This is a genomic window from Peribacillus sp. P4_C12, assembly GCF_056402095.1.
Window position 1 is genome coordinate 1 of the sequence record NZ_JBFUIB010000304.1, and the last position, 4,478, is coordinate 4,478.

The following is a 4,478-nucleotide window of genomic DNA, read 5'->3' on the forward strand; positions in this document are numbered from 1 at the left end:
GGCCAAACCTTCACTATTTTTGTTAATAAATACAAGAAAAAATGGAGGAGGCCAAACCTTCACTATTTTTGTTAATAAATACAAGAAAAAATGGAGGATTAAAAAATGGGGAAATACAACGAATTAGCAAAAAAAATTATTGAAAATATAGGTGGAAAGGAAAATATAAATAGCTTAACACATTGTGTGACTCGACTACGGTTTAAATTGAAGGACGAGGACATCGCAAATGATGACATCCTAAAAAATATAGATGGTGTTGTCACGGTCATGAAAAGTGGTGGGCAGTATCAAGTCGTTATCGGAAACCATGTACCACAAGTATATGATGACATTAGTGCACTGATTGACGTAGATCAACTGAATGCATCCCATCAAGGTGAGCAAAAGCCTGAAAAATTACTAAATAAGGCAATTGACATCATATCAGGCATATTCCAGCCAATATTAGGTATTATGGCTGCATGTGGTATGTTGAAAGGACTAGATGCGCTGTTCGTTGCTATAGGATTATATAGCCCAACTTCGGGTGGCTCAATGGTCATTAACGCAATCGGTGATGCCCTATTTACTTTTCTACCATTGTTTTTAGGTTATACTTCAGCTAAAAAGTTTGGTTTGAAACCCATGTTAGGCTTAGTTGTAGGGGCTATTATGTGTTACCCAAACATACAAGCTAGTGTTGTTTCTTCAAGTACTAATGCAATGTATACATTATTTCAAGGTTCCATGTTTGAAGCGCCGATTTACATTGACTTCTTTGGCATACCTTTAATTTCGATAGATTATACAGGGACAGTTATTCCTGTTATTTTAGCTGTATATTTTGCTGCAAAATGCGAAAAAGTTTGTAATAAGGTTGTACCAGATTTACTTAAATTCTTCTTTGTTCCGATGCTTACATTATTAATTGCATTACCAGTTGCATTTATTGTAATTGGCCCACTTGCAACATTTGGCTCAACGGTTGTTTCTGAATTTGTATTTGCAGTTAGAGACTTCAGCCCAGTGTTTGCTGGCATCATCGTAGGAGCTACGTGGCAAATACTAGTTATCTTTGGTATGCACTGGGGATTCATACCTGTATATCTAAATAACATTATGACTATGGGATACGATAATGTGATGATGCCTTTCTTTGCTTGTACTTTTGCAACTGCGGGAGTTGTCCTAGCAATTTTACTTAAAACAAAAGACAAGAAGATGAAGGAAATGTCTTTGCCAAATTTCCTATCCAGTATATTCGGGGTAACAGAACCAGCTATTTATGGAATTCTATTACCCTTAAAGAAACCATTTATTATAAGTTGTATTGCTGGTGGGATCGGTGGAGGATTCTATGGATTCTTTAATTTAAGAAAGTTCATGGCTGGTGGAATGGGTATTTTTGAATTACCCGCAATGATTGAACCGGATGGAGCAATGGGGAATTTAATTGTCGCGGTTATCGGTATTGCAATTTCGATGGTAGTGGCATTTATATTGACGATGATTGTCTATAAAGATAAAGAGACTGTTTACGCAGGTGTGAATGAGGCTCAAATTGAAGTTATCCAAGAGGAAAAGAAAAGTAGATTAGAGAAAGAAATAATTGAAAGCCCAATAAAAGGTGAAGTGATGCAATTAAAAGATATAGAAGATGCGGCTTTTTCATCAGGTGTATTAGGTAGTGGAGTTGCAATCGTACCTGCAGAAGGAGTGGTTGTGGCCCCTGTTAATGGGGAAGTAACAGCGTTATTCCCTAGTTTACATGCGATTGGAATTATATCGGAGAATGGAGTGCAGATTCTGATTCATGTTGGTCTAAACACAGTCCAATTAGAAGGTAAAGGATTTAAAGCTTATGTAAAACAAGGCGATAAGGTGAGGAAAGGTCAAAGGTTGTTAGATTTCAATATTGAAGAAATAGAACAAGCTGGTTACAGTGCTGTTACTCCAATAGTTATTACGAATTCCGCAGATTATTTGGAGGTTGCGGAGTATAAAGAGGGTAACGTGGATAGAGGAACGAATTTAATTACGGTTATATTTTGATATCAAAGACGGCCTAATCTAGGCAAAAAAGTTTTCTGTACACGGTCATTAGGGATAATACTTCGATACTGGAGGAATGAGTGATGAAGTTTAGTGATGATTTTTTATGGGGTGGGGCTACCGCAGCCAATCAATGTGAAGGGGGATATGACGAAAATGGGAGAGGACTTTCGAATGTTGATGTGTGCCCAACAGGAGAAGCTCGATCTTTAGTAATTACAGGAAAGCTGAAAATGTATAATTTTGATGAAAATTACTATTATCCAGCTAAAAAAGGTATTGATATGTACCATCATTTCAAGGAAGATATTCAACTATTTGCTGAAATGGGCTTTAAGGTTTATCGAATGAGTATTGCTTGGAGTAGAATCTTTCCATTAGGTGATGAAGAAAAACCAAATGAAGCGGGACTTCAATTTTATGAAAGTTTATTTAAAGAATGCCGTAAATATAATATAGAGCCACTCGTAACCATTACTCACTTTGATTGTCCGATGCACCTGATTAAAGAATACGGTGGCTGGAGTAACCGTAAAATGATTGATTTCTATGTACAACTATGCCAAGTTATTTTTAAAAGATATAAGGGTTTAGTTAAATACTGGTTAACATTTAATGAGATTAATATGATTTTACATGCGCCATTCATGGGGGCGGGAATTTATTTTGAAGAAGGTGAGAATGAAGAAAAGATAAAATATCAAGCTGCACACCATGAACTTATTGCAAGTGCCAAGGCAACTAAAATGGCTCGTGAAATAGATGAAAATAATGTAGTCGGTTGTATGTTTGCGGCAGGGAGTGTATATCCTTATAGTTGTAATCCAAATGATGTTTGGGAAGCAACAAAATTAGATCGGGAAAATTATTTCTTTGTTGATGTACAAGCAAGAGGAAAATATCCAAACTATGCTCTAAAAGAAATGGAACGTAATGGGACGATGCCAATAATGGAGAAGGGGGATGAAGAGCTCCTCGCAAAATATACAGTAGATTTTATTTCCCTTTCTTATTATAACAGTCGCTGTGTAAGAACAGATGGCGATGAGGGAGATAATGCAGAAGGAAATTTATTTGCATCCACCAAAAATCCTTATTTGGAGTACAGCCAATGGGGATGGCCCATCGATCCATTGGGGCTAAGAATTACTCTAAATCATGTCTACGATCGTTATGAGAAGCCATTATTTATTGTAGAAAATGGGTTAGGGGCAAAGGATGAAGTGGACAAAAATGGTTATGTGGAAGACGATTATAGAATTGATTATTTAAGAGAACACATCCAAGCGATGAAAGATGCGATTCAGGTTGATGGGGTAGATATTTTAGGATATACAACATGGGCACCTATAGATTTAGTGAGTGCTGGATCTGGCGAGATGGACAAGCGGTATGGATTTATTTATGTTGACCAGGACAATAAAGGAAATGGAACATTAAAAAGAAGTAAAAAGAAGAGCTTTTATTGGTATAAAAAAGTTATTTCCACGAATGGCGAAGATTTAGATTAACTAGTGTAGATGGCTTAGTCACAGGGTTTCTGCTCTAGTCCGTCAGATAAACCCCTAATAGAAGCCGATGATTCACTCTAAAGAATCATCGGCTTTTTCATCTAAAAAATAGTAAAACAGTTAAACCAATAACACAACTTTGAACTATCCTGCCCAGTTTGTTACGTAAGAAAAAGGTTGCTGCAGCAACCTCTCTTATTGCGGTTCAGCCACATACTACCCATCAAGCCAAGAAAATCGGTCACCCTCAAAACGATAAATTGAACTTAGAAGTTACAAGAAAGTCCAAAATTTCGTTCTGGGGTACTACAAAACTTTAACTTGATGGCAATGGAGGTACCGCCATTGGCGGTATCCCTAAAAGATAAAAATCGTCTCATTCTTGATCAATTGGAGACTGCAAATGGTCATTATATGTATCAAGGTAAAGTTGTCCATTTGCACCTAAAACTCCATAGGTCACGTCGTTTACCCACAAATTGCGCTTCTTTAACTCTTTCTCTAGCCACGAGAGAGTAATTTTATTCTCCTTCAAATTTTTATCAATGATTTTTCCATCCATAATTAATTCAATAGGAAGCCTGTATTCTGGACTGGACGCGATCCATAAATCTTGTCTTGTCACGGTACGATACTGAGGCTTTTTCAATAAAGTTAATGTTCCGTTGATTTCAAGAATAGCAAAAAGAACCTCTTCAATATCAAATGCATTTTTTTCTCGTAGTTCTTGATTTAAGTAATCTAAGGTATAACGCATCTTTTTCATGTTATGTTCTAATATTTTTCCATTCTGAATGACAATGGTTGGATCTCCAGCAAAAAACTTACGAGCCTTTTGGCTTTTTAAGCACATATAGGCAATAAGAAAAGTTATACCAACAAAGATACCGAAAGAAAGCAAGAGATGGTAGGCTTTAATATGAGTATTAAACG

The 4,478-nt window shown here is 36.5% G+C and carries 3 protein-coding genes; 2 read left to right on the forward strand and 1 reads right to left on the reverse strand.

From position 1 onward, the window contains the following. Positions 1-105: 105 nt before the first annotated feature. Together AC1DUW_RS21600 and AC1DUW_RS21605 are read left to right on the forward strand one after the other, a co-directional pair. Positions 106-2,034 carry a beta-glucoside-specific PTS transporter subunit IIABC gene (locus AC1DUW_RS21600; RefSeq protein WP_053347666.1) on the forward strand — a complete coding sequence of 643 codons (1,929 nt, stop codon included), beginning with the start codon at positions 106-108 and terminating at the stop codon, positions 2,032-2,034. An 83-nt stretch (positions 2,035-2,117) separates the two neighbouring features. Next, positions 2,118-3,545, forward strand: a complete 1,428-nt coding sequence (locus AC1DUW_RS21605) for a 6-phospho-beta-glucosidase (protein WP_053347665.1) — start codon at positions 2,118-2,120, stop codon at positions 3,543-3,545. Between the two features lie 376 nt (positions 3,546-3,921). Here AC1DUW_RS21605 and AC1DUW_RS21610 read toward each other — a convergent pair. Beyond that, positions 3,922-4,478 (reverse strand): DUF421 domain-containing protein (locus AC1DUW_RS21610; RefSeq protein WP_477643422.1); only part of this gene is annotated, 557 nt, incomplete at its 5' end.

What these genes read in the sequence shown, in the direction of transcription:
- AC1DUW_RS21600 (WP_053347666.1), top strand. Translation starts at nt 106, where the DNA reads ATGGGGAAATACAACGAATTAGCAAAAAAAATTATTGAAAATATAGGT.
- AC1DUW_RS21605 (WP_053347665.1), top strand. Translation starts at nt 2,118, where the DNA reads ATGAAGTTTAGTGATGATTTTTTATGGGGTGGGGCTACCGCAGCCAAT.